At 64.7% G+C, this 23,690-nt stretch carries 1 protein-coding gene (cut by a window edge); it reads right to left on the bottom strand.

Annotated features, from left to right (window positions below):
• Nucleotides 1-23,690, bottom strand: the 5' portion of a protein-coding gene (locus B4400_RS18990; protein ID WP_078312126.1) for a non-ribosomal peptide synthetase. It extends 709 nt beyond the left edge of the window; 23,690 of the gene's 24,399 nt are visible here — the first part of the coding sequence; the start codon lies at nt 23,688-23,690; its stop codon lies off the left edge, out of view.

Below are 23,690 nucleotides of genomic sequence, written 5' to 3'. Positions count from 1 at the left end.
TCGACATCTCGATCGGACAGCCATGTCACGAACCTGCGGTACGACGCGGCCGCGGGAAGGCGCTGTCCGTAATAGCCGGCGAATATCTCCTGCAGCAAGATTGGCAGTGACCAACCGTCGAGCACGATGTGGTGATAGGTCATGACAAACCGGTGAACATCATCGGATACGCGGATCAGTGCCGCCCGGAACGCCGGCTGGCTGGCCAGGTCACACACCAATGCCCGCTCGGCGGCACACAGCTCCCCCAGCCTGTCGTCCCTGTCGGTTTTCTTCGCGGACAGGTCGAGGTACTGCCAAGGCACGCTGGGGTTGGCCGGAATGATCTGCACCGGTTCGTCGAATCTCTTGTCGAACCGGGCCGCCAGGTTGGGGTGGCGGTTGATCACTGCGCGTACCGCCTCACGCAGCCGCTGCGCATCCAGCGGACCAGTTACCGTGACATCGAGCTGCATGGCGTAGACGTCATCACCGCTACCGCGAGTGGCATTGGCCTGGAACAGAAGTCCGTGCTGCAGGGGTGTCAGGGGCAGCACGTCGGCGATCGGGTCGTCTCGATCGAGTTCGTCGATCTCCTGCTGGGTGAGGCGGGCGGGGGCGATGTCGGACGGTGTCAGGCCACCGCCACCCCCGCGCACATGCAGGCAGATCCCGGTCAGAGCGTCGAACCACAGCTGGTTGAGTCGATCTACCTGCGCATCGTCAAGTGCCGAGGGGGCCCACGTCCAACTGGCGTAAAGACTTGGACCGGAGTCTGTCTCGGCGGTACTCGCGTTGAGTTCCAGGGTATGTCCGAGGGGCATGGAGATCGCGGCGGCCGCGGCGGATACCTCCGCTGCGTCGTGACTGACCTGCCACAGTTCGGTGAGGGCCTCCGACTGTGCGGCGCCGGCCGCCCCCAGTCGGCCGAGGTAGTTGAATCCAATGGCCGGATCCGGTCCGGACAGATCGATATCGGAGTTGAGGTAGCGCGTCAGTCCATAGGTCATGCCCTCGGGCAGAGCCCGCAATTGTTCCTTGGCGTCTTTGATCACGCGTCCAAGTGCGGCATCACCTGCCACCACCTGATCCCAGCGCAACCCGCCCTCGGATCGCCCGACATGGCTCGCTACTCGCAATGCCACCGGGTACTTGGAGGTAAACCAGCCGACAGTGCGGGATAGATCGATGTTGGCAGCGATGTCTCCGAGATCCTCCACGCGGCCGTGTCCCTCGACGTCGATACCTATCGGCAAGGTGACCCCAAGGAATTGGGTTAACGCCAACGCGTAAGCGATCAACAGAATGTCTTGAACCCCAGCGTGGAACGCCGCCGGGACCTCACCCAACAGCGCGCGGGTCGTCTCAGCATCCAGCGACGCCGTGAGATTGCCCGCAGTGGCATACGTGTCCAGCTCGGGCCGAACCGCGGGCAATGCCGATGGGGTGGCCAACACCCGGCGCCAGCTGTCGGCCTGTTCCACCGCGGCCGCGGTGTGCGCGTACTCGCCGAGCAGTGATGCCCACCGGGCGAAGGAGGTTCCGGTCGTCGGCAATGCCACGGGTTGACCCTGGCGATGCTGCACCCACGCGATATTGAGGTCTTCGAGCAAGATCCGCCAGGACACCGCGTCGACGGCCAGATGATGAATCATCAGCACCAGCTGGCTCGTAGACGTCACCCACAACGCACTGACCATCTCTCCCGCGGCCAGATTCAACCGCGACCGCGCCATCATCAACGCCTCATCGGACAGCGTGTCCGCCGAGTTGAGATGCGGCAGCACTGAGCCCTTTTCAGGCACCCGAAGTGACCAGTCCCGGGCATCGTCCACCTCGGCGCGCAGCCGCAGCATGGCGTGCCGGTCGAGCAGCGCACCCAGGACAACCGTCACCTCGGACTCGGTAGCTCCCGGCGGGGCCTGGATAACCACCGTCTGGTTGAACTGGCCGATCGGGCCCCCGGACTTTTCGACCTCACGCAGCCAGCGCATGATCGGGGTCGCCAGCACCGGCCCGACACCCTCGTCAAGCGGACCTGTGTCATCGCTGGCCATACCGACCACTTGGGCCAGTCTGGACACGGTCTGCTCGACAAAGATGTCTCGGGGCCGACACGTCACACCGCATGCCCGGGCCCGGGCAACCACTTGCATCGACAGGATGCTGTCGCCGCCCAGATCGAAGAAGGAATCGTCGACTCCGACACGATCGAGCCCGAGAACCTGGGCGTAGATGCCGGCCAGTGTCTCCTCGATCGCATCGGCCGGAGCGCGGTATCGATCGACGTCCTGATACTCCGGAACCGGCAGCGCGCGGGTATCGAGCTTGCCGTTCACCGTCAACGGCAAGGCATCCAGAACAACAATCGCGCTCGGGACCATATATCCAGGAACTCTGTCTGCCAATGCATTTCGCAGCGTGGCCGAGTCCACCGCCCCGATCACCGATTCGGTGACGTAACCGACCAGACGCTTGATCCCCGGTTGGTCCTCGCGGGCGATCACCACTGCCTGCGATACGGCATCCAGCGCAGCCAACGCCGCCTGCACTTCTCCGAGTTCGATGCGGTACCCGCGGATCTTCACCTGGTCATCGGCACGCCCGAGGTACTGCAGCTGGCCATCGGCTCGCCAGCTCACCAGATCGCCGGTGCGATACATCCGCGCACCGGACTCACCAAACGGGCACGCCACAAAGCGCGATGACGTCAACCCCGACCGGCCCAGGTATCCGCAGGCCACACCGTCGCCGGCCACGTACAGCTCGCCGGTCACACCGACCGGCACTGGCCGCAACCACTCATCGAGTACGAACAGTGCCGATGTCGGCACGGGCGCACCGATGGGCGCGGCCCCGGATCCAGCTGTCAACGGCGCGCTCATCGATGCGTAGACCGTGATTTCGGTGGGACCGTAGGCGTTGATCACCGTCCGGCCCGGTGCCCAACGGTCCACTACCTCACCAGGACAGGCCTCGCCGCCCAAAAGCAGCGCCACCGACTCCAGCCCCCGCGGCGACAATGCGCCAGCCGCAGAGGGGGTCTGGGTGAGTACATTGACCCGCTCACTGATCAGCAGCGCATGGAACTCATCGGGGGAGGTCACGACGGACTCGGGGACCACCACCAGGCGTGCGCCGCTCAACAGCGCAGCCCAGATCTCCCAGACCGAGAAGTCGAACGCATACGAATGACACTGCGTCCATACCTGATCCGTCGGCAGGTGCTTCGGTGTCGACCGCGCCAAGTGGGTCATATTGTGGTGGGTGACGGCCACTCCCTTGGGTGCACCCGTGGTTCCCGATGTGTAGATGAGGTAGGCAATATCTTCGGGGTCCGAGTCCGGGAGTGCGGTACCGAGTTCGTTATCCACTATGGAGTCATCGATATCCGACATATCGCCGACATCGATGACCACCAACCCACGACCGTCCAACCGCTCGGCCAGACCGCCGGTGGTCATCGCGACGACGGGCGCGGCGTCCGCCAGCATGAAATCAATCCGCGCGGCAGGCACCGCCGGGTCGATCGCGAGATACGCCGCTCCGGACTTCAGTACCGCCAGCATGGCGATGATCGCTTCGGCGGAGCGTTCCATCAGCAGCGCAACGCAGCCTCCGGGACCGGCGCCCTGCGCGATGAGCATGTGCGCCAACAGGTTCGCGGCCCTATCGAGTTGCCGATAGCTCATCGAACGCTCGTCGTGGGTGATCGCCACCGCCTCCGGCGTGCGCGCTACCTGTTCCCCGAACAACGCGAGGACCGATACCGGTGCGCTTCGCTTCCGGCCCAGCATCGCTTGATTACCCATGGCATCGAGGCGGGCATGCTCCTGCGCATCGACCACGTCGATCGACGACAGGCGCTGGCCCACGTCGGCGGTCATCGCCATGACCACCTGCTCGAAGCGGTCGATCAGCGTTTCGATGCTGGTCCGGTCGAAGACGTCGGTGCGGAACTCCACCGTTCCGCCGATACCGGCGGGATCGCCACTGTGCGTTCGGCGTTCGGCCATCGAGAAGCTCAGATCCATCCGAGCGGTCTGGGTATCCGCCGTCATCTGGCTGACGTCCAAGTCCCCCAGGGTCAACCCGGGCCCGGACGTGTTGTTGTCTTGTCCAGGGACGTTCTGCCAACCCAGCGCCACCTGAACCAGGGGGTGGTGGGTCAGGGATCGGGTGGGGTTGAGCCGCTCGACAAGCACTTCGAAAGGCACGTCCTGGTTTTCATACGCGGACAGGCTGCGTCCTCGCACCTGAGCAAGCAGCTCCGCGATTGTCGGGTCACCGGCCAGGTCTACCCGCAACACCAAGGTGTTGACAAAGAACCCGATCAGCTCATCGAGGGCGGGGTCTCGGCGCCCCGCGATCGGGAATCCCACAGCGACATCAGTACTTCCACTGAGCTTGCCCAGCAGTATCCCGAGAGCGGCCTGCACCACCATGAAGCTGGTGGCGTTGTGTTCCCTTGCCACTCTTGCAATCTGCTGTTGCAGGTCAGCGGACCAGCCCAGCGTAACGGTGGCGCCGCGCTGATCCGCGGCCGCCGGGTACGGCCGGTCGGTGGGTAGCTCTACCCGTTCAGGTATCCCCGACAGCGCATCCTGCCAGTAGGTCACCTGGGTAGCGATGCGACTCTCACCATCGTCGAGATCGCCGAATTCGGCACGTTGCCATAGCGTGTAATCGACGTACTGCACCGCCAGGGGCGCCCAGCCGGGGGCCTGGCCCGCGACCCGGCTGGCGTAGGCCACCCCGAGGTCGGCCACCAGTGGGGTGATCGACCAGGCGTCGGCCGCGATGTGGTGTACCACGGCCGCCAGCACGTGTTCGTCGCCTGTGATGCGGAAAAGCCGCGCGCTCAACGGTATTTCAGTAGCCAGATCGAATGTGTGCCGCGCCGCCTCGCCAATGGCCTCCTGTAGCTGTTCCGCCGTCCAACCGGTGGCATCGACGACACCCCAGCCAAAGTGAGCATGGTCGGAGGGCACAACCAGCTGCTGCGGCACTCCCCCCGTCACCTGGAACAGGGTTCTGAGGCTCTCGTGGCGAGCCACCACATCGGCCAGCGCCGCGCCCAGCGCGCCGACGTCCAGGTCCCCGCTGATTCGAAGCGCTGTCGCCATGTTGTAGACCGGCGAAGGCCCCTGTAATTGATCCAGGAACCACAACCGCGATTGGGCAAACGAGAGCGGAATCTCCGCGGGCCGCTCGCGAGCCACCAATGAGCCGAGCGTGTTCGACTCCCCGCCGATGCGAGGTGCCAACTGAGCCACCGTCGGCGCTTCGAACACGGTGCGCACCGATATCGCGGCATCCAGGTCGGCGTTGACCGCCGCGATCAGGCGCATCGCCGACAGCGAATCGCCGCCCAGATCGAAGAACGAGTCGTCGATGCCTACGCGTTCCACCCCCAGTACCCGCGCGTAGATTCCAGCCAAGATCTCCTCGGTGAGGGTGCTCGGGGCGCGGTAGCGATCGATGTCCTGATACTCGGGTGCCGGCAGGGCGCGGGTGTTGAGCTTGCCGTTGACGGTCATCGGCAACGTCGCCAGCACCACGACGGCGGCCGGAACCATGTAGGCCGGCAGCTGTTCGGCAAGCTGGGCGCGCAACTTGGCCGGATTCGTCGTGCCTGTCACGTAGCCCACCAGGCGCGTGTCACCAGGACGGTCCTCGCGGGCGATCACCGCCGCCTGCCCGACCCCGTCCAGTCCCGCCAAGACCGCCTGGACTTCTCCGAGCTCGACGCGATACCCACGGATCTTGACCTGCTCATCGGTGCGTCCCACATACCGCAGCTGCCCGTCGGTGCCCCAGTGCACCAGATCACCCGTGCGATACATCCGCTGTGGCGGCGCTCCCGCGCCGACAAAAGGACAGGCCACAAATCGCGAGGCCGTCAAACCGGTTCGACCCACGTAGCCCACACCCACACCGCGCCCGGCGATGTACAACTCGCCAACCACACCGGGGGGCACCGGACGCATCGACCCGTCCAGCACGAACATCGCCGCACCCGAGACCGGCGCACCGATCGGAATGTTCGGTCCCGCCGACTCGGCATTCAGCGGCGTACTCCGTGAGGCGCAGATCGTGGTCTCGGTCGGGCCGTACGCATTGACCATCAGCCGTCCGGGCGCCCAGCGGTCCACCACCTCGGCCGAGCAGGTCTCACCGGCTACCAACAAGGACACCGATCCCAAAGCCTCGGGGTCCAGCATCGCGACGGCCGAGGGCGTCTGGCTCAACGCGCTGACCTGTTCGGCCACCAGCAAGGCGGTGAGGTCCTCCGGTGAGCGCGCTACCGACTCCGGCACCACGACCAGCCGTCCCCCATGCAGCAGCGCGCCCCAGATCTCTTCGACCGACGCGTCGAAGGCATAGGAGTGCCACTGTGTCCACACCTGCCCCGCCAGGAAGGTGTCCCGTGTCCCCATCAGCTGCGTCACGTTGTGATGAGTGATCGCAACGCCCTTGGGTACACCGGTAGTACCCGATGTATAGATGATGTACGCGAGATCATCCGGATCCGGCAGCGGCAGTGCGGAATCCGCTGCGGGAGCAGCCGCATCCGCGGTGTCGCTGGCATCGATGATCGACAAGTCGTACCCGGCTAGTCGATCGGCGAGACCCGCCGTGGTGATCGCGGTGGCCGGCGCGGCATCGGCAAGCATGAATTCGATGCGTGCGTCGGGCAGTAGCACGTCGATCGGCAGATACGCGGCCCCGGTCTTCAGCACCGCCAACATTGCCATGATCGCTTCCGGGGAGCGCTCGGCCAGCAGTGCCACGCACGCACCTGGACGAACACCCTGGGCGATGAGTCTGTGCGCCAAACGGTTTGTGGCATCGTCAAGTTCGCCGTAGGTCAGCTCACGTCCGTCGAAACTGATCGCGACTGCCTTGGCCGCACGCGCGACCTGTTCGGCGAACAATGACGGAATCGACACAGGGGCCGGGGCCGGGACGGTTAACACCGCACGGTGGCCCCAGCCGTCGACGCGGGCGTGCTCGGCCTCGTCGAGCACGTCGATACGCGAAAGTCTCTGGGAGGGATCGGCAGTCATTGCGGCCACCACCCGCCGCCACCGCCCGAGCAGCGTTTCGATGCTGTGCGCGTCGAACACGTCGGTACGGAATTCCACCGCGCCGCCGATCCCGGCGGGCTCTCCGGCCTGGGTCCAGCGTTCCCCTAGTGAGAACGTCAGATCCATCCGGGCCGTCTGGGTTTCCACCGGCAACGGCGTAACCCTCAGGTCGCCGAGACGCAACGCGTCAGCGGGACCTGCGTCCTGCCATGGCAGATTCTGCCAAGCCAATGCCACCTGTACGAGCGGGTGATGAGTCAGGTTTCGGGTGGGGTTGAGCCGCTCCACCAAGACTTCGAAGGGAACGTCCTGATGCTCGTACGCGGCCAGGCTGCGCTGCCGCACCTGGGCCAACAAGTCCGCCACAGTGGGGTCACCAGCCAAGTCGACGCGCAGCACCAAATTGTTGACGAAGAAGCCCACCAACTCGTCGAGTGCCGGGTCACGGCGCCCCGCGATCGGGAAGCCAACGGCCACATCAGAAGTCCCACTGAGCCTAGAAAGCAGCACCGCCAGCGCGGCCTGCATCACCATGAAGCTGGTCGCGCCGTGTTCGCTCGCGACCACGCGTATCTGCTGCTGCAATTCGGCCGGCCACTGAACATCCACGGTGGAACCGCGCTGATCGGCGATAGGCGGGTAGGGCCGATCGGTGGGCAGCGCCACCCGTTCGGGGAGGCCAGCGAGGGTGTCTTCCCAGTAAGCCAACTGCGCGGCGATAGGGCTGCCGCTGTCATCGAGGTCGCCCAACTGTGCACGCTGCCACAGCGTGTAGTCGACATACTGCGCAGCCAAGGGCTCCCAGTCGGGAGCGTGGCCAGCGCATCGGCTGCCGTACGCCACACTCAGATCACGAACCAACGGAGTGAGGGACCACCCGTCGGCAGCGATGTGGTGCACCACCGCCACTAACACGTGTTCATCCCTGGCGACACGGAAAAGCGTCGCCCGCAAGGGTATTTCGGCTGCCAGGTCAAAGCTGTAGCAGACTGCCGCAGCGACCGCCTCAGCCAGGCGGTTCGACGGCCATGTCGTGGCATCGACGACGTCCCAACCGAAGTCGGCCTCGTCCTCCGATACCACCACCTGCCGAGGCGTTCCACCGGGTGCCTCGAAGCGCGTGCGCAGGCTTTCGTGACGGCCGATGAGGTCGCCCAGTGCCGCACCCAGCGCACGGGTATCAAGGCTCCCATGTAGCCGCAGACCCACCGGCATGTTGTAAACCGGTGAGGGACCCTGTAATTGATCGACGAACCACAACCGGTTCTGGGCGAAGGACAGGGGAACCAGTGCGGGTCGATCCCCCGCCACCAGCGGTTCCAGGCGCCCCGTGCCCTCACCGATACGCGGAGCCAACTGGGCGACGGTGGGTGCCTCGAAGACCGTACGCGCGGAAAGTTCGGTATTCAGGCTGGCGTTGATCGCTGCGACCAGACGCATCGTCGAGACGGAATCTCCACCGAGATCGAAGAATGAATCGTCGACGCCAACACGTTCCACATCCAGCACGCGCGCGAAGATTCCGGCCAGGATCTCTTCGACCGCGCCTGCCGGTGCACGGTAATGGTCTGCATCCCGGTAGTCCGGCCCCGGCAACGCCCGGACGTCGAGCTTGCCGTTGACCGTCACGGGCAATGTCGCAAGCGCCATCACCGCGGCGGGAACCATGTAGCCCGGCAGCCGATCTGCCAACGCCGCACGGACGGTGATCGGATCGGCGCTTCCGGTGATGTAACCGACCAGGCGCTTGTCTCCCGGACGGTCCTCGCGCGCGATCACCGCCGCGTGATCAACTCCCTCCAGCGCGGTCAGCGCCGATTGGATCTCGCCGAGCTCGATGCGGTACCCACGAATCTTGACTTGCTCATCGGCGCGGCCGAGGTAGTCCAGCTGGCCGTCGGCGCGCCAACGCACCAGATCGCCGGTGCGGTACATGCGCGTTCCGGGCTTACCGAACGGACAGGCCATGAACCGAGACGCGGTCAGGCCCGAGCGACACCAGTACCCCATGCCGACTCCCGCACCGGCCAGGTACAACTCACCGACCACGCCTGTAGGCACCGGACGCAGCCACTCGTCCAGCACAAAGAACGACGCCCAGGCAGTCGGCGAGCCGATCGGCGGTGGGCCCGCCTCTGCCTCCAAAGGAGCACTGGCACATAACCACATCGTCGTCTCGGTAGGGCCGTAAACGTTGACCATCACCCGACCCGGCGCCCAGCGATCCACCAATGCCGGCGGACAGGGCTCCGCGCCGATGACCAGCGACACGGCCTCTAGACCATCGACCGCCAGCATCGACGCCGCCGACGGGGTTTGCGTCAGCACCGTCACCTGTTCGCGCACCAGCAGCTCGTGGAAGTCATGCGGCGAACGGGCCACTAGCTCGGGCACCACCACCAGCCGTCCACCGTGCAGCAGCGCACCCCAGATCTCCCACACCGAGAAGTCGAACGCGTACGAGTGGAACTGTGTCCACACCTGTCCCGGCTCCAGCGATACGCCGATCTGTAACGAGTCGAACAGCTGCGTCACGTTGCGCTGACTGACTGCGACGCCCTTGGGTAACCCGGTAGTGCCCGAGGTGTAAATGATGTGGGCCATGTCATCCGGATCCGGCGGCGGCACTGCGGTACTCGGCTGGGCGGCAACAGCGGAATCCTCGACATCGAAGATCATCACGTCGTACCCGGTGAAGCGGTTCACGAACATCGTGGTGGTGACGGCCGCGATCGGCGCTGCGTCAGACACCATGAACTCGACGCGGGCCGACGGCAGCGCTGGATCGATCGGTAGGTAAGCCGCGCCGGTCTTGAGCACCGCCAAGATCGCCACGACTGCCTCAGCCGAACGGGGGAACATCAACGCGATTCGCTCGCCCGGCCCGACTCCGCGGCCAATGAGAAGGTGCGCCAGCTGGTTTGACGCCTCATCGAGCTCCCGATACGTCAATGACCGGTGCCCGCAGACCAGTGCCACCGCCTCCGGCATACGCGCCACCTGCGCGGCAAACAGCTGCGGCACCGACGCCGGCGCTGGGAGACGTTTCAGCACGGCTCGATTACCCCACCGCTGCAGCCGGGCACGCTCCGTTCCGTCGAGCATCTCCATCGCCGACAGGGACCGGCCCGGATCGGAGGTCATCGCCTCCAACACCGCCTCGACACGGTGCGCGAGGGCTTCGATATCGGCAGCGTCGAAAACCGCCGTGTCGTATTCGATACGCAGCCGCAGTTCTTCACCGGGTATGGCTTGCATCGTCAGCGGGTAATCGGTCGATTCGTGGCTGGTGATGTCGGTGACTGTGATCCCGTCCACGCCTGACAACGCGCCGCTATCCACCGGATAGTTCTCAAAGACGAACAGCGTGTCGAACAGTCGATCGTGGTCGGCGATGCGGTGAATCTCGCTGAGCGAGAAATGGTGATGCTCCAGGGTCTTGGCATGGGAGCGCTTCAATTGATCAAGCAGATCGACGGTGGTCGTTTGTGGGGTGATATCCGCACGCACCGGCACGGTGTTGATCATCAGGCCCACCATCGATTCCGCGCCCACCACCTCCGCCGGCCGCCCGGAGACCACGGTGCCGAAGGCGACATCGTGGTGACCGGTCAATGAGGTGAGCAGCAGCGCCCAGGCGCCCTGCAACACGATGTTGACGGTGGTGTGCTGCGATCGCGCCAGTTCACCAACTGCTCGGGTGGTTTGTTCGGACACCCGATGCGCCCGCACGCCCCGATACCCGCGCACCGATTTCTGCCGCGAGTCGACGAGTGTGGGTGTGTCAAAACCCGCGAGCACCTCACCCCAGGCCGCCTGGGCCCCCGCGTGATCCCGGTCTGCCAGCCAGCCGATGAAACTCCGGTACGGAGTGGCCGCGGGCAACCGCTGCCCGCGATAACCGGCGAAAATCTCGTGCAGCAGGATTGGCAGCGACCAACCATCGAGGACAATGTGGTGGTTGGTGAGCACAAATCGGTGCCGATCGTGCCCTATGCGAATCAAGGCAACCCGGAAAGCCGGCGGGTCAGACAGATCACAGACCGCGGCACGTTCGGCGGCGCACTCCCGCTGGACCCGCCCTTCCGTTTCGGCACTGAGGAATTCGACCTCGGTGTCGATACTCAGATCGACATATCTCCACCCCGCAGTGGGATCGGCGGGGATGACCTGCACCGGTTGGTCGAACTGCTCGCAGAACCGCGCTGCCAGGTGCGGGTGGCGACGCGCCACCGTTTGCACGGCATCGTGCAGACGGTGCTGATCAAGTGGCCCGTCGACCGTGATGTCGAGCTGCACCACATAGAGATCCTCAGGCCCATTTCCTGCGCTGCTGTGAAAGATCAAACCCTGCTGTAATGCACTTAGCGGCAATACATCTGCGATCCGATACTGCTGCTCCAACTCGTCGATCTGTCGCTGGCTGAGCAGGGCAGGCGCGATATCCGACGGGGTCAGTCCGCCCCCACCCTGCCGCACGTGTGCACAGATGCCGACCAGCGCCTCGAACCACAGCCGGCTCAGACGGGTGATCTGGGCAGAGTCGAACATCGACGACGCCCAGGTCCAATTGGCTTGTAGCTGTGGGCCGATATCGGTGTCGAGGGTGCCCGCGTTCAGTGCCACCGTGTGCGTCAACGGCATGGGTATCGCTGCGGCCGCCCCGGTCGACGACATGCTCTCCGTGGAGATCCGCCACAGATCATCGGATGGCTCAGTACCGGCGCCCCCCAGTCGACCCAAATAGTTGAAGGCGACCGTTGGGTCGGCCGTGTCCAGATCGACGTCGGCATTCAGATAGCGCAGCAGCCCGTAGGTCAGCGGATCCGGCAGCGATCGGAGCTCCTCTTTGGCGCCCTTGATCACCGCGCCCAACGCGACATCCCCGGCCGCCACACGGGCCCAGGGCAGTCCGCCGAGTGTCAACGCCACTGGGTACTTGGCGGTGAACCACCCGACCGTGCGCGACAGATCGACCTCGGCGGCTAGATCCTCGTGCCGTCCGTGCCCCTCGACGTCGATGCCGACTGGCGAGGCTCCGGTACCTGAGAATTCAGCTACCGCGAGACCGAATGCGATCAACAGAATGTCTTGTGGCCCTAAATGAAACGCGGTAGAAACCTCGCCGAGCAGCATCCGGGTGGTCTCGACGTCGAGCGATACCGACAGCTGTCCCGCACTCTCGTGGGTGTCTATCTGGGGGTGTGCCGCCGGTAGAACCGGTGCGGTCGCCGCCACCTGGCGCCACGTCTGCGCCTGCCGCTCCACCTCAGGATGCCGCGCATACGCGTCCAACAATTCGGCCCAGCGCCGAAACGATGTCCCGGCGGCCGGTAGCGCTATGGGTTGCCCGACACGACGTTGTGCCCACGCAATATTGATGTCTTCCAGAAGAATTCGCCATGAGACGCCATCGACCGCCATGTGGTGTACCACCAGAACCAGCTGGGCGGCGGCAGTTACCCACAGCGCGTTCAGCATCACTCCGGCGGGCGGATTCAACCGCGATCGCGCCGCTACCAACACCTCGTCGGACAACGCTTCCACCACATGCAGGCAGCCTCGCGCGCCCACCGCGCCCGGCTCGGGCAGCGTCAACGACAACCCGGCGACGCCGTCGTCCTCGGCGCGCAGCCGCAGCATGGCGTGGCGATCCAGCAAGGCCTGCACTACCGCTATGACGTCATCCTCGGTGACATCTGTGGGAGCCTGCAGCAACACGGTCTGATTGAACTCACCAGTCGGACCGTCAACATCACTCAGCCACTGGATGATTGGCGTGGCCATTGCCGGCCCCACCCCTTCATCAATCGGGCCGCGTGAATCTGCGGCCACATCGACCACCCGCGCCAGCCGGGCAACACTCTGCTCGACGAAGACATCGCGCGGACGGCACACCAGGCCGGCAACTCGGGCCCGCGCCACCACCTGCATCGAGAGAATGCTGTCGCCGCCAAGATCAAAGAAGGAGTCGTCGACGCCCACTCGATCCAGTCCGAGGACCTGAGCGTAGATATCGGCGAGAACCTCTTCGACGGCATCCGCCGGGGCGCGATACCGGTCGCGGTCACGGTAGTCAGGAGCGGGAAGAGCCCGGAAGTCGAGTTTTCCATTGACCGTCAACGGAATGGCGTCCAAGACCACGATCGCCGCGGGCACCATGTATGACGGCAACCTATCCACCATCGCGGTACGCAACTCGCCAGACTCGGCGGTCCCGGTGATGTAGCCGACCAACCGCTTGTCCCCCGGACGATCCTCGCGCGCGATCACCACTGCCTGCTCGACGCCCTCGAGGCTCGCCAAAACGGCCTGCACCTCACCAAGTTCGATGCGATGGCCACGGATCTTGACCTGCTCGTCGGCGCGGCCCAGATACTGCAGTTGTCCGTCAGCACCCCAGCACACCAGATCCCCGGTGCGATACATCCGCTGCACGGGCGCTCCCGCGCCGACAAAGGGACACGCCACAAACCGCGCGGCCGTCAAGCCGGTCCGGCCCACGTAGCCGTATCCCAACCCCGCACCGGCCACGTACAGCTCGCCGATCACCCCGGACGGGACAGGGCGCAACCGCTCGTCGAGCACAAAGAGCGCGGCACCGGGCACCGGCGAGCCGATGGGCACACCCCGCCCTGCCTGTAGTGGCGCACTGATCGCCACACACATGGTGGTCTCGGTGGGACCGTAGGCGTTGATCATTACCCGCCCGGGTGCCCACTGATCGACCACCTCCGGTGGGCAGGCTTCACCAACTACCACCAATGCCGCCGACTCCAGGCCTTCCCGCGGCAACACTCTGACGGCAGAGGGTGTTTGAGTGATCACACGGACCCGTTCGCGGACGAGCAACGCATGGAAATCGTCGGGTGAGTTGGTCACCTCCTCGGGAACCACCACCACCCGCCCGCCCCGCAGCAGGGCACCGAAGATCTCCCAGACCGAGACATCGAAGGCCAGCGAGTGGGTCTGCGACCACACTCCGGGGTGCGGCAGCCCCGCATCGAGCGACTCGAGCAACTGCGTCACGTTGTGATGGCTGAGGGCAACACCCTTGGGCACGCCCGTGGTGCCCGAGGTGTAGATCAGATAGGCGATATCGTCCGCACCCGGTGCGGGTAGTGCCTCGCGGAGATGCACCTCCACAGCGTCGGCATCGACGCTGTCCACGTCAATGATCGCCAAGCCATCCCGACGTAGCCGATCGGCCCTCTCGGCGGTGGTGACCACGGCGACCGGCGCGGCGTCCGCCAGCACGAACTCCAACCGCGCATCCGGCACCGACGGATCGATGGGCAGATACGCCGCCCCGGTCTTGAGGACCGCGAGGATCGACACGATGGCTTCAGCCGACCGGTTGATCAACAGCGCGACACACTGTCCCGGGCCCACTCCCCGCTTGATCAGTACGTGCGCCAATCGGTTCGCGGCATCGTCAAGTTCGCGGTACGTCAACGAATTCTGGCCGTGGGTCACCGCGACCGCCTCGGGGGCGCGCGTCACGTGCTCAGCGAAGAGCCCGGGAATCGACACCGCCCTCGGCGCCGGACGCGACAAGGTCGCGTGGTTGCCGAGCGCCGCTAATCGGGAGTACTCAGCGTCATCGAGTGCCTCAACCGACGACAACCTCGCCGCCGGCTCTGCTGTCATGGCCGTCAGAACGCGCTGGAGACGAGCGACCAGCGTACGGATTGAGTCGGCGTCAAACACATCGGTGCGGAATTCCACCGTCCCGCCGATTCCGGCCGCCTCGCCGGTCGGCGTCCTGCGTTCGGCCAGCGAGAAGTTCAGATCCATTCGCGCCGTGTGTGTTTCCACCGGCATCTGGGTGGCGCGTACATCGCCCAATGCCACATTGGCCGCTGAATCGTTGATGTCATGTCCGCCGATGCTCTGCCACGCCAGCGCCACCTGAATCAGTGGGTGATGAGAAAGGGAGCGAGTCGGGTTCATTCGCTCGACAAGTACCTCGAAGGGCACGTCCTGGTGGTCATAGGCGGCCAGGCTGCGAGCACGCACCTGGGCCAGAAGCTCGGAAACGGTGGGATCCCCGGCCAGGTCCACCCGCAGCACCAACGTGTTGACGAAGAAGCCGACCAGCTCATCGAGAGCGGGATCGCGACGCCCGGCGATCGGAAAGCCCACCGCCACATCAGAACTGGAACTGAGCTTGGCGAGCAGCGCCAGCAGCGCCGCCTGCACCACCATGAAGCTGGTCGCGTTGTGTTCGCGAGCCACCCGCGCAACCTGTCGCTGCAACTGCACGGGCCAGTCCACCGCGATCGTCGCCCCGTGGTGGTCAGCCATCAACGGGTACGGCCGATCGGTGGGCAGCGCGATGCGTTCCGGCATCCCAGCCAACGCGCCTTCCCAGTACGCCAGCTGCCCTGCGATACGGCTGTCGCTGTCCTCAAGGTCACCGAATTGCGCTCGCTGCCACAGGGTGTAATCGGCGTACTGCACTGATAAGTCGGCCCAACCCGGAGCACGCCCGCCACACCGGTCGGCATAGGCGAGCCCCAAATCGGCCACCAATGGAGCGATCGACCAACCGTCGGCGGCGATGTGGTGCACCACCACCACCAGCACATGCTTGTCCGCGGAGACGCGGAAAAGCCTTGCTTTCATGGGTACTTCGGCGGACAGATCGAAAGCGTGCCACGACACGGCATCCACGGCACGCTGGATCTGCAGCGCGTTCCAGTCGGCGGCATCGATGATCTCCCAGCCGAAGTCGGCGTTCCCCCGATCCACCACCACTTGGCGGGGGATACCGCCGGGAGCCGCGAATAGAGTGCGCAGGCTCTCATGACGATCCACCACATCCGCCAGCGCCGCACCCAACGCATCGGCATCCAGCTCCCCGTCCAACCGAAACGCGGCTGTCATGTTGTAAACCGGTGAGGGACCCTGCAACTGGTCCAGGAACCACAAGCGCGATTGAGCGAACGAAAGCGGTAGCACGGCGGGCCGCTCGCCTGCCACCAACGGCGCCAGCCGAGCCTCTTCCCCACCGACACGGTCTGCCAGCTGGGACACCGTGGGCGCGTCGAACAAGACGCGCACAGCGATACCTGTATTGAGCGATGCATTGATGGCGGCGATCAGACGCATCGCGGACAGTGAATCTCCGCCAAGGTCGAAGAACGAGTCGTCGGCACCGACGCGCTCGTGTCCGAGAACTCGGGCGTAGATATCGGCGAGGATTTCCTCGACCGGGTTGGCCGGTGCTCGGTAGTGCTCGTCATCCACGTAGTCCGGCACGGGCAGCGTTCGTCTGTCGAGCTTGCCGTTGACCGTCAGCGGCACGGCATCGATCGCCACTATCGCGGCTGGCACCATGTACCTCGGCAGCCGCTCCGCCAGCAGAGCGCGGATCTGGCTCGGGTCGGCGCTGCCGGTGACGTAGCCGACCAGGCGCTGATCACCCGGTACGTCCTCACGGGCGATCACCACGGCCTGGGCTACCCCGTCGAGCGCGGCGAGCGCCGCCTGGATTTCGCCGAGTTCGATGCGGTACCCACGAATCTTGACCTGCTCATCGGCACGGCCCAGATACTGCAGCTGCCCGTCGGCACCCCACCGCACCAAGTCTCCGGTGCGGTACATGCGCGCACCGGGCTCGCCGAACGGGCAGGCCACGAACCGTGCCGACGTCAAACCCGAACGGCGCCAATAGCCAAGGCCCACACCGCGGCCGGCCACATACAACTCGCCGACCACCCCGGGCAGGACCGGGCGCATCCACGCGTCCAGCGCGAACAACGCCACGCCCGACACCGGTACACCGATCGGCACCGCGGGGCCCGCGATAAGCGGCGCGCTGATCGACGCGTACACCGTGGCCTCGGTGGGGCCATAGGCGTTGATCATCACCCGCCCGGGCGCCCAACGGTCCACAAGCTCGGGTGGACAGGCCTCGCCCGCCACTACCAATGTCGCCGAGTCCAGGCCGCGCGGCGAGATCATGCCGGCGGCAGAAGGGGTCTGACTCAGCACACTGATGTGCTCGGCGACAAGCAACTCATGGAAATCGTCGGGCGATGCGGCGACCGCCTCGGGTACCACCAGCAGGCGTGCCCCGTGCAGCAACGCACCGAAGATCTCCCACACCGAGACATCGAAGCTATAGGAATGCCACTGCGCCCATACCTGTCCGGGTCCCGATGGAACGTTTGTGTCCAATGAGCCGAAGAGTCCGGGAACGTTGCGATGCGCAATGGCAACACCTTTCGGCACGCCGGTGGTCCCCGAGGTATAGATGATGTAGGCGATGTCATCGGGGTGCGGGGACACCAGCTCGGTGCCGCAGCAGACGTCGGCGGCAGTACCCGTTGCCTGACTGATGTCGACGACCGTGAGGTCAAGCCCGTCTAGACGTGAGCGCTGTTCCGCGGTGGTGACACCAAGGATCGGCATGGCATCGGCCACCATGAACTCGATACGGGAAGTCGGCAGCGCCGGGTCAACCGGGATGTACGCCGCGCCGGTTTTCAGCACGGCCAAGATCGCCACGATGGCCTCCGCCGAGCGGGAGAACAGCAGCGCCACAACCTCGCCCGGGCGCGCGCCCTGTTGGGCCAGTACGCGCGCGCACCGGTCGGCGGCCTCATCGAGTTCCCGGTACGTCATCGACCGGCCCTCGAAGGTCACTGCCACCGCATCCGGTGTGCGTCCCGCCTGCTGCGCGAATAATGCCGGAATAGATTCTGTGCCTGCGGGTTTTGTAAGATCTGCCCGGTTGCTCCACTGGTCCAGGCGGGCGTGCGCAGCGTCGTCCAGCAGATTGATCGATGACAACACGCGACCAGGGTCAGCCATCATCGCCGCCAGAATCGTCTTCAGCCGCTCAAATAGACCCTCTACGGCAACAAGATCGAAGATATCGGTGTCGTATTCAACACGAAGAACCAATTCAGGGCCCGGTAGAGCTTGCACGGCAAGCGGGTAGTGGTTGGACTCACGGAAACCGAATTCGGTGATCGACAGACCGCCGACACTCAATGGCGCGGAGGTATCGATCGGGTAGTTCTCGAACACCAAAAGTGTGTCGAATAGCTTGTCCTGACCGGTGATCCGGTGGATGTCGCTCAGCGCCAGGTGCTGGTGCTCAAGGGTGTCGTTGTGAGCACTCTGCAATTGGTGCAACAGATCTGAGGTGGTGCTCGCCGGCGTGAGGTTCGCCCGCACCGGCACCGTGTTGATCAGCAGCCCGACCATTGATTCCGCGCCGAGGACCTCGGCCGGGCGTCCTGAGACCGTCGTGCCGAAGGCGACATCATGCCGACCGGTCAGAGAGTTCAGGAGCAACGCCCATGCGCCCTGAAGCACGGTATTGGCGGTGGTGTGATGCGAACGCGCCAGGTCCCCGATCGCCAGCGTGGTCGCCTCCGATAGCCGGAAGGATTCAACGCCTCGGTATCCCAATACTTCTCGACCGGCCGGGCCGACCAATGTCGGACTGTCGAGACCGGCCAGTGCCTCGCGCCACGCTGCATGGGCGCTAGCACGATCCCGCTCCGTCAACCAGGTCACAAAGCTGCGATATGACGCGGCGGCGGGCAGTCGCTGTCCGCCGAGGCTGGCGAAGATCTCCTGCATGAGGATCGGCATCGACCACCCATCGAGCACAATGTGGTGAGCGGTCAGGACGAAACGATGTCGGTCTTCAGCAATGCGAATAAGCGCGGCCCGGACTGCGGACTGATTCTCGAGGTCGCACACCGCCCTGCGTTCGGCGGCACAGAACTCGCTGATCTGATCGTCGGCGCCACGGTCGGCATCCAGTTCGACATACTGCCAGGGCACTTCGGGATCGACGGGAATGATCTGCACCGGATGCTCAAATTGTTCGCAAAAACGTGCCGCCAGATGTGGGTGCCGTCCCACCACTGTATGAACGGCATCGCGGAGGCGGTCCGCCTCGAGTGACCCACTCATCGCGATACTCAGCTGCATCGCATAGACATCGTCGGACCCCTGTGCGGCGCCGGCATGAAAGAGCAGACCCTGCTGTAAGGGAGTCAGCGGCAGCACATCGGCGATGCGGTGCTGCCGACTCAGCTGGTCGATCTGCCGCTGATTCAGCTCGGCAGGAGCCACATCCGATGGAGTTAATCCGCCTCCGCCTCTTCGTACATGCGCGCAGATACCGGCAAGAGCGTCGAACCACAGTTGACTCAGCCTGCCGACCTGCGTGTGATCGAGTACCGAGAGCGCCCAGGTCCAGTCGGCGTTCAGATGCGGCCCGGTGTCGGTGTCGACAGTGGCGGCGTTGAGTTCCACGCTGTGTCCCAGCACCGTGGGCACCAACCCGGCGACACGGGTCAACGACAGACCCTCGGGGCAGATTCGCCACGCGTCAGCGGACGCCCCGCCGAGGCGGCCCAGATAGTTGAACGCGATTGCGGGGTCGGGCGATTCCAGGTCAACATCGGTGTTGAGGTAACGCAGCAGACCGTAGGACACGCCTACCGGTTGGGTGCGAAGCTGCTCCTTGGCGTCTTTGATCACCGCCCCCAGCGCCACGTCACCGTCCACGACCTGGGCCCAGCGCAACCCGCCCAGCGCCAACGACACCGGGTACTTGGCGGTGAACCAGCCGACAGTGCGCGATAGATCCGTACAGCGCTCGGCGGCTCCGTCCAGATCCGCCAATTCCTCGTGGCGTCCGTGCCCCTCAACGTCGATACCGATGGGCGTGCCAACGCTGCCGGCGAACTCTGCCACCGCCAATCCGAATGCGATCAAGAGGATCTCGTGTACCCCGGCGTGAAACGCCGTCGGCACCTCGCCGAGCAGTACGCGGGTGGTCTCGGCGTCCAGCGATACCGAGAGCTGCCCTGCGTTCTCGTAGGTATCCGTCTCGGCACGCACCGCTGACAACACTGCTGGGGCCGACGCCGTCCGCCGCCACGCCTGTACCTGCTCCACGATCTTCGGGTGCCGCGCAGACTGGACCAGTAGTTCGGCCCACCGCGCGAACGATGTACCCGTCGGCGGCAGGACCACCGGCTGGCCACGGCGGTGCTGCGCCCACGCGATGTTGAGATCTTCCACCATGATTCGCCATGACACACCGTCGACAGCCACGTGATGAACGATCAACACCAGCTGCCTCACGGATGCCACCCAGAGCGCGCTCAGCATCACCCCGGCGGCCGGATCCAACCGTGACCGCGCCGCCGCCAGCGCCTCATCGGATAACTCATCCACCGTGCGCAGGCACTCACGCGAGTCCACCGCACCCGCCGCGGGCACCGTCAACGACCATCCGCCGGTACCGTCGTCATCCGCGCGCAGCCGCAGCATCGCGTGGCGATCCAGCAAGGCCTGCACCATGACGACGGCGTCATCCTCAGTGGTGTCGGCGGGCGCCTGCACCAGCACCGTCTGGTTGAACTCACGGATCGACCCGTCTGCGCCTTCCCGGCTCTTCAACCACCGCATGATCGGTGTCGCGAAAATCGGCCCGAGGCCCTCATCGATCGGCTCCTCGGCGCCGCTCGTTACAGCGACGGCCCGGGCCAGTCGGGCCACACTCTGCTGAACAAAAATGTCGCGCGGTCGACACGCGAGTCCCGCTGCACGCGCTCGCGAGCACACCTGCATTGCCAGGATGCTGTCCCCACCGAGTTCGAAGAACGAGTCGTCGATACCGACGTGGTCCAGACCAAGGATCTGGGCGTAGATGCCGGTCAGGATCTCCTCGGTCGGAGTGGTCGCTGCCCTGAACTGATCGGCGTGTCGGTACTCCGGTGCGGGCAGGGCCCTTCTATCCAGTTTGCCGTTGACCGTCAACGGGATGGTTTCCAAGACCACAATCGCTGCGGGCACCATGTATGACGGCAACCGCTCCGCCATGGCGGTACGCAGGACTGTGGACTCCGCAGTGCCGGTGATATAGCCGACCAGACGCTTGTCTCCCGGACGATCCTCCCGGGCAATCACGACCGCTTGCTCCACGCCACCGAATGTCGTCAACACCGACTGGATTTCGCCCAGTTCGATGCGGTATCCACGAATCTTCACCTGCTCATCGGCGCGCCCCAGATACTGCAGCTGCCCGTCGAGACCCCAGCACACCAGGTCCCCGGTGCGATACATCCGTGCACCACGGCCACCAAATGGACACGCCACGAACCGAGTCGCCGTCAACGCCTGTCGGCCGACATAGCCGCAGCCCAAACCCGCACCGGCCACGTACAACTCTCCGACCGCACCCGCGGGTACCGGACGCAACCAATCATCGAGAACGAAGAACGACAGATCGGCCAGCGGAACCCCGATCGGGCTGGCCGCTGTGTTCACATCTGCAACAGTGATCTCGCGGAACGAAGCGTGCACCGTCGTCTCGGTGATCCCGTACATGTTGATCAACCGAGGTCCCCCCGGATGATCGGCCAACCAGTTCCCGAGGCGCGAGGGCGTCAGGGCTTCCCCGCCGAACACCACCACCTCCAGTCCCAGCTGCTGATGTTCCGGCAGCACGGCATCCACCGACTGCAAGGCATAAAACGCCGACGGCGTTTGACTCAACACGTCAGCGCGTTCCCGGACGAGCAGCGCGTGGAGATCTTCGGGCGAGCGCGTTACGGCATCGGGAACCACCACCAATCGCCCACCATGGAGCAGGGAACCGAATACCTCCCATACCGAGAAGTCGAAGGACAGTGAATGGCACTGGGTCCACACCTGCCCCGGGGTCAGCTCCAGATCGGCGTCGATCGCCTCCAACAACCTCGTCACGTTGTGGTGCGGAATGGCAACACCTTTCGGCACTCCAGTGGTGCCCGAGGTGTAGATCAGATAGGCGATATCGTCGGGGCCTGGCATCACCGGCAAGACAGTGCTGGGCTGGCCATACACCGCGCGGTCGTTGATATCGATCACCGTCACTCCGCGCCCGTCCAACCGATCCACCAGATCGGCCGTGGTCACGGCAACAGCGGGTCCGGCATCGGCCAGCACAAATTCCATCCGTGCGGCAGGCACCGATGGATCGATGGGCACGTACGCCGCACCGGTTTTCAGTACCCCCATGATCGCCACGATCGCCTCGACAGACCGCGAGAACAACAGCGCCACCCGCTGCCCGGGCCCCACGCCATGAGCAACCAACAAGTGCGCCAGGCGATTCGCTGCCGCATCCAGCCCGCGATAGGTCATCGCACTGCCGTCTGAGCTGACCGCCACGGCACGCGGATCACGAGCCACTTGCTCAGCGAACACCGCAGGAATCGACACCGGCTCGCGCACCGGCCGAATCAACGCCGCCCGATTGCTCCACACATCCAATGGAGGACAGTCGGCCTCATCACGAACATCGATCGCCGAAAGCGACAGGTCCGGAGCTGCGGTCATCGCCGACAGCACCCGCTCGAAGCGGTCTGCGAGAGCGCGCGCATCGCAGTCGGTGAACAAGGCTCCCACGCCCGACGTGCTCAGGAACAACTCTTCATCGTTCTTGATGAAGACCAGCCCAAACTGATCCACAAGCCCCGTGTGGGTCACGGTCCCTGATCCCGCGGCTCCGGCAAAGTCCGCCAAACGGGTGGTGGGGATGAAATTGATGGCCGCACGATGCGACGCCTGCCCGCCGCGCTGGAATCCCGTCTTGCTCTCGATGGCACGTAACGGAAACCTCTGATGCTGCAACGCTTCTTGGATCCGCGTATCGACGTGTTCACAGAAGGACGCCACCGTGGTCGCCGGCGACATCGTCAACCTCAGCGGCACAACACCGGAACTCATTCCCGGCACGAACAGCGCTTCTGGGCGTACCCGCCGACTTACCGGAAAGTCGAGTACGACCTGCGAACCACCGACCTCACCGTGCACCAGCAGCGCACACGCCGCCGTGATCACGGCGGCGCGACGCACCCCCAACGCACGCGACAACTCGCGGGTCTTGGCGACAACGGACGGATCCAGCTGGACTGGCGCAGAAGGCTCGTACTCGACAGTTTGACGTGCGGCGGCCGACGCCAGGCCATGTTGTGCATCGCTCTCCAGCGGGCCACAGTTCGCCCAATACGCCTCATCATCAACGTAGTCATCGGAGGCCTCGTACTCCGATTCGCAGTCGATGAGACTCCGTAGCGATCCAAATATCGGCGGAGGTATCGGTGTATCGGTGGCGATCGCCGAATAGACGGCCGCGATCCGATGACACAGCAGACCCATGCCGATTCCATCTGTCGCGATGTGATGACAGCACACGAAGAAATAGAAGTCGTCAGCTCGCGCCTGCATCAGCGCAAACGTGAACAACGGGCCACTGAGGGGCATCGGCTTACGCCGGATCGATGACGCTACCCGATAGGCATCAGCCATGGGATCCGAAGAGCCCGTTAAATCATGGCGAGCAAGCTCGATGTCTGGATAGTCAACTACCGTCTGAAATACCTGACCATCACGTTCAGAAAAGACGGCTCTGAGCGGCTCGGCCTCGTGCACCACATGACGCACGGCACGCTCGAGAAGGTCATGCTCGATGACACCCTCGATTCGGCCAAGCATGCCCAGCTGCCACTTGTTATCGGCGTGACCAGTTTCCTCGGCCAGCCAGATATCCAGCTGCCCCCGCGTAAGCGGAAGCGCCCCGTGATCACATTCCAT

Source organism: Mycobacterium sp. D16Q13, assembly GCF_002013375.1.
GTDB lineage: Bacteria > Actinomycetota > Actinomycetes > Mycobacteriales > Mycobacteriaceae > Mycobacterium.
The sequence above is the reverse complement of the archived record's forward strand: the minus strand, read 5'-3'. Positions and strand labels throughout refer to the sequence as shown.